Origin of the sequence: Archangium sp., from assembly GCF_036389735.1 — a bacterium.
GTDB lineage: Bacteria > Myxococcota > Myxococcia > Myxococcales > Myxococcaceae > Archangium.
The window spans coordinates 1-4,921 of record NZ_DASVWK010000286.1 but is presented as its reverse complement, the minus strand read 5'-3'; the positions used below and the strand labels follow the sequence as shown (position 1 = coordinate 4,921).

The following is a 4,921-nucleotide window of genomic DNA, read 5'->3' as shown; positions in this document are numbered from 1 at the left end:
CCCATCCCCTGCGTGCGATCCGCCAGGCCGTATGCACCCTGTGAGCCAGTTCCAAGTCCTCGGAAAGACTTGAAGCGCGGTCGGTTAGGACCCTGGCGTAAATTATATTGCCAACTTGTTGGAGTTGTGATCTACGCCTGTTGTGAAGCGAAACGGAGCATTGGAAGCCATTATCCGGACGAAGTACGAGGCCATCTCTCCAGTGCTTGACGAGCGCGCTCGCCGCCTCTGGGCTGCCGCGGAGTCTCGCGCAATTGGCTATGGCGGTGACGCTATTGTTTCGGCAGCTACGGGTCTGGCCCGCGCGACGGTTCGTGCTGGTCGTGCAGAATTGGAGCAAGGCGTGACGGCGACTGGGCGTGTGCGCCAACCAGGAGCTGGCCGTCCAAAAATTGAAAAGACTCGACCCGGAGTGAAGAAGGCTCTTGAGCGGCTGGTGTCTCCCCACACGCGGGGAGACCCGATGTCGCCGCTGCATTGGACTTGCAAGAGCAAAGCCCATCTGGCGGCTGCTCTGAGCAAAGAGGGATTCTCGGTGAGCGCCACGACAGTGGGCCAGCTCCTGCACGAATTGGGCTATAGCCTCCAATCGGTACGCAAGAGCCGAGAAGGCACGTCGCACCCCGACAGGAATGCACAGTTCGAGCACATCAACGCCATGGCCACGGACTTCCAGCAGCGCAACCAACCGGTCATCTCCGTTGATACCAAGAAGAAGGAGTTGGTGGGCGACTTCAAGAACGCGGGCCAGGAGTGGCAGCCAAAGGAAACGCCCGAGAAGGTGCAGGTGCACGACTTCCCTGATGACGCAATCGGCAAGGCGATCCCGTACGGTGTCTACGACATGGCGCGCAATGAGGCCTGGGTGAGCATCGGCCAGGACCACGACACACCGGCCTTCGCGGTAGCATCGATTCGCCAGTGGTGGAGGACGATGGGTCAGCAATCCTATCCGCACGCTACCGAGTTGCTGATCACGGCGGATGCGGGCGGCAGCAACGGCTACCGTCCCCGTGCATGGAAGCTCGAGTTGCAGCGATTCGCCGACGAAACCGGCTTGCATATTGGTGTCTGCCACTTTCCGCCAGGCACAAGCAAATGGAACAAGATCGAGCATCGTCTCTTCTGCCACATCACCCAAAACTGGCGAGGCCGCCCGCTTGTCAGCTACGCCACGGTAGTGAATCTCATTGGAAGCACGCATACGGCAACGGGACTTCGTGTGAGGGCGAGGCTCGACCGCAAGCGCTATCCAACAGGGGGCAAGATTTCCAATGCAGAAATCAAGGGGCTGGCGCTGAAAAAGTCCAAGTTCCATGGTGAGTGGAATTACGAATTATTTCCAAGGAAGTTGGTCAATTAATTTACGCCAGGGTCCTTACCCGTCCACGCCGAGCCTCGTTCTCGCTCGCTTCCCTCGTTTCGAGCCCGTTGACACCGTCTGTGGGCTCGTCGCACGCAACTCGTCGCACGCGGGCTCGTCGCACGCGGGCATCGGCCGGCTCGAGGCCGGGAAGATCTGGTACCGCGCCCTCACGGTGAACATGACCTCATCCACCAACTACGCGGGGGCGCGCGCGGCCACCCTCAGTGCCGCGTCGGACCTGTCAAAGAAGTCGAGCCAACTCCGGGAAAATCAGGGCCCGGGCGCCGGAGTGGGCCTGGGCGCCCAGAGCCGCCCCAACTCGAGCGGTTCCGTGTCGAAGGGCTCGGCCCGGACCACCTCGTCGCCTCCGTGTCGGGCCACGAGTTGCCAGCCCTGCTCCCCACGCCGATACACCTCCAGCGTGTGCGCTCTGGGGTCCACCAACCACGCGTGGCTCACGCCTTCCTGATGATAGAGGGTCAGCTTTCGCCCCCGGTCCAATCTGGCCGTCGAGGGCGACAGCACCTCACAGACCCAATCGGGCGCCAGGTCGAAGAAGGGCACCTCCCGCTCGAGCAGTCCGGGTGCACGATCCTGACGCCAGCCCGCCAGATCCGGCACCAGCACCTGCCGGCCGAAGTGCAGCTCCTGCTCGTGAATGATCCACCAACCTCCCGGCCCTCCTTGCCCCACTCCGAAGCGGCTTCCGAGCCTCATTCCGAGGACCGAGGCCACCCACCCGTGCCACGACGCAGGCCGTGGAGAGGCCCACAGCTCATCGTCGATGATCTCCCCCACCCACCCCGGCGGTAGCGCCTCGATGTCTTCGTAGGTGGCTGGACGCTTTCCCCTTCCCATCTCCACTCCTCCCGCTGGCCTTCACGCCAGACCTTTCCCATCATACCGGAAGGTCTGACACAGGAGGTAGGGTCCCGCCCTGGAGGGTGTCACGGCGTGCGCCACTCACGGCCCGATTTCCCCCGCGGAGCGCGTCCTACTCGATGGCGGGGTAGATGCCGCCGGTGGCCTTGGCCAGCGAGTGGGTGACCGTGCGGATTCTCCGCTGGAATGACGACGTGACGAAACAGCCCGAGGAGGCGCCCCTCGTCCTGAACGATCAGGTGGGGCATGCTTCCGCGCCATGAGGAACGTCTCCTCCGCGCTGCATCTTGTCCTCGCCTTGGGCCTGCTCCTGATGCCCGCCGCCTGCGCCACCTCGCGAGGGCACACGCCGCATGGCGCCCCCCGTGCGTCCCCCGCTCCCGCCAGCGCGTCGCCGCGCGCTTCTGGTTCCGAGAGCACGCCCTTGCCGATCCAGGGCTCCTCTGCTCTTTCAGGGGCACGGCTCGCCGGTCAGGCACCCGCGCCACAGGAGACACTCAGCCTCGCGGAGGTGCGCCCCTTCCTCGCGGCCTTCCACACCCTCGGGCTCAAGTCGCGTGCCAGGCTTCACCTGTTGGAGTCGCCTGGGGCGGACCGCGCCGGCCAGGGGTCTGCCTCCTCCTGGGAGCGGCGTATGCGCGAGGAGTTCATCTCCCAGTTCGGCCCGCCTCTGCTGCCCCTCCCTGCGTCCCTGGCGACAAGCCGCCTCTTCCTCGCCCTCCAGCTCTCCACCCGCTACATGGCCGAGGGCATTCGCGAGGCCGCCATCGAACTCTTCACCTCCCCGGCCTTCGTCCTCGGTGTCTGCCTCTCCATCGTCGTCTACTTCTCTGCCTGGCTGGCGCCCGAACCATTGTTCTCCAAGGCCCTCGCCGCGGCGCTCACCGTGCGCCTCTCACTCGCCGTGGGCGTGGTGGAGGTGGGGCAGTTGGCCCTCTCCTGCCTGCGGCTGTACGAGGAGTCTGAAGCCGCCTCCACGCCCCAGCAGGTGGAGGCCGCCGCCGCGCGCTTCGGCAGGTCCATGGGCGGCACCTACCTGCGCGTACTGGTGACGGTGGGCACCTTGGGCGTGGCCCGCCTCATTCCCCAAGTGCCCGAGGGCGGAATCTGGCGTCTGTTGCCCTCTCTGACGCCCGAGGGGCTCGCCCTGGCGCAGTCCGTCTCCACCGCCCAGGTGGTGGCCGACGGCTCCCTCCTCGTCTCTGGCGTAGCCGCGGGCATGACCGCCTGCTCCGGCCTCGCCCTGTGCGCGGCGAACTCCTCGGGCAGTACCTCCAACGGCGCCCAGAAACTCTCCACCCGCTACGGCAAGCCCCACACCCGGCAGAATCCTCCCCACAACGAAGCCATTGAACACGAGTTGGCGGCACGGGAGGCGGCCGGACACACCAGCATGAGGAAGAATCAGCCCCAAGTGAACGAAAAGGGCACCCGGCTCTTCGACACGAATTCTCGCGCCAGCCCACGTTTTCGTAAACCGGATGTCTCATCCGTGCGCCCTGATGGCCTACGACACAACGTCAACTACGTCTCGAACCCCAAGGACATGAAGCGCGAGCTGGATGCTTTCGAGGCCCTGAAGAGAACAGACCCGGATGCCATTCATGAGTTGTATCTGCTCGACGGCACGTTGATCAGACGGCATGTCCCCGCGGGCGTCCCATACCCCTAGCGCAGCAGGTGGCCGTGGAGCGAGAGATGGATACAGCCCAGACAAAGCACGCCTTGGTGGAAGCGTTCCACGAGGGGGATGAGGCACGCATCCGCGATTGGGTACGGCGAGTGGGCCCGCGGCAGGCGCAAGCCATGCTGGGTGCCATGTTGGAGGACGAGGACACTCGGGTGCGCCAAGCCGCCGCCTTCGGCCTGGGCGAAGCCGGTGGAGCCGCCAGCGTCAAGCGCTTGGAGCAGCGGCTCGCCGTGGAGGAGGCGCGGGGGGACTACGATGCGGCCTCCGTCATTGAAGTCATCACCGATGCCCTGGGGCGTATCGAAGACACGTCCGCGCGAGCGGGGTTGCTGCGTCGGCTTCAACGGCTGGCAGGCCCAAAGGTCGACCCCGCGGACGTCAACACCCTGGCTCGTGCACTCTGGCGAAGACGTCACCCGGCGCTGAGACCCGCCGTTCAGCAGGCAATCGGGCGAATTCCCCCGCCGGCTGCCGCTTCCCTGCGGGGACTGAGCCTGCTGTTGAAAGAGTCTCCGGAGGCGTTGCGTGACTGGGCCGAGGACCCGGAAGTACCTGTCGAGCAGAAGGCAGAGGTGCTCACGGTGCTGGAAGAGGAGCTTCCCCTGGCATGGACGGTCGCGCTGCCAGCATTCATCTCCGCCGCCAAGGCCCAGGCCCCCATCGCCGTGCAGCAGCGAGGAGACGCATCCTACTACTGCGAGCGTTTGTTCATCCTCCTGCGCCTCCACAAGGAGCACGCCCTGCGGGCGCTTCCGGACGAAGTACTCTCCACCGTGCGCGCCGTGGCTCGAACATTGGTGGAGGCGAAGTCCCTGCGCTGTGCCCTCCAGGCCGTGGCGATGCTCGAGTTCGTCGGTCGGCCGGAGGATGCCTTGTTCCTTGAAGCACGGCGTCCCGAGGATCCGACGTTCGCGGCCGTCTTCGACGGGGTCGCCCAGACGTTGCGCCGCTCCCCAGGTGGAGAGAGTCTCTAAGAGGGAGCC

General features: G+C 65.3%; 4 protein-coding genes and 1 pseudogene. 4 read left to right on the top strand and 1 reads right to left on the bottom strand.

Annotated elements, in window-relative coordinates; all coding sequences use genetic code 11:
- Positions 1–160: 160 nt before the first annotated feature.
- Together VF794_RS10150 and VF794_RS10145 are read left to right on the top strand one after the other, a co-directional pair.
- Complete coding sequence (locus VF794_RS10150; protein ID WP_331109185.1) at positions 161–1,363, top strand: ISAzo13 family transposase; 1,203 nt, start codon at positions 161–163, stop codon at positions 1,361–1,363.
- A pseudogene (locus VF794_RS10145) lies at positions 1,317–1,610 on the top strand (M4 family metallopeptidase); the annotation flags it as partial. The gene VF794_RS10150 and the pseudogene VF794_RS10145, both read left to right, overlap by 47 nt.
- Positions 1,611–1,636: 26 nt before the next feature.
- Here the strand turns inward: VF794_RS10145 and VF794_RS10140 are convergent.
- Complete coding sequence (locus tag VF794_RS10140) at positions 1,637–2,224, bottom strand: Uma2 family endonuclease (protein WP_331109183.1); 588 nt, start codon at positions 2,222–2,224, stop codon at positions 1,637–1,639.
- A gap of 658 nt (positions 2,225–2,882) precedes the next feature.
- Here VF794_RS10140 and VF794_RS10135 point away from each other — a divergent pair.
- Together VF794_RS10135 and VF794_RS10130 are read left to right on the top strand one after the other, a co-directional pair.
- Positions 2,883–3,920 carry a hypothetical protein gene (locus VF794_RS10135; protein WP_331109181.1) on the top strand — a complete coding sequence of 346 codons (1,038 nt, stop codon included), beginning with the start codon at positions 2,883–2,885 and terminating at the stop codon, positions 3,918–3,920.
- A gap of 134 nt (positions 3,921–4,054) precedes the next feature.
- Positions 4,055–4,912 carry a hypothetical protein gene (locus VF794_RS10130; RefSeq protein WP_331109179.1) on the top strand — a complete coding sequence of 286 codons (858 nt, stop codon included), beginning with the start codon at positions 4,055–4,057 and terminating at the stop codon, positions 4,910–4,912.
- The last annotated feature ends 9 nt before the right edge of the window (positions 4,913–4,921 follow it).

Bases quoted from the DNA above. Each gene is read 5' to 3' on its own strand.
- VF794_RS10140 (WP_331109183.1), bottom strand. From the start codon at position 2,224: ATGGGAAGGGGAAAGCGTCCAGCCACCTACGAAGACATCGAGGCGCTA.
- VF794_RS10130 (WP_331109179.1), top strand. From the start codon at position 4,055: ATGCTGGGTGCCATGTTGGAGGACGAGGACACTCGGGTGCGCCAAGCC.
- VF794_RS10135 (WP_331109181.1), top strand. From the start codon at position 2,883: ATGCGCGAGGAGTTCATCTCCCAGTTCGGCCCGCCTCTGCTGCCCCTC.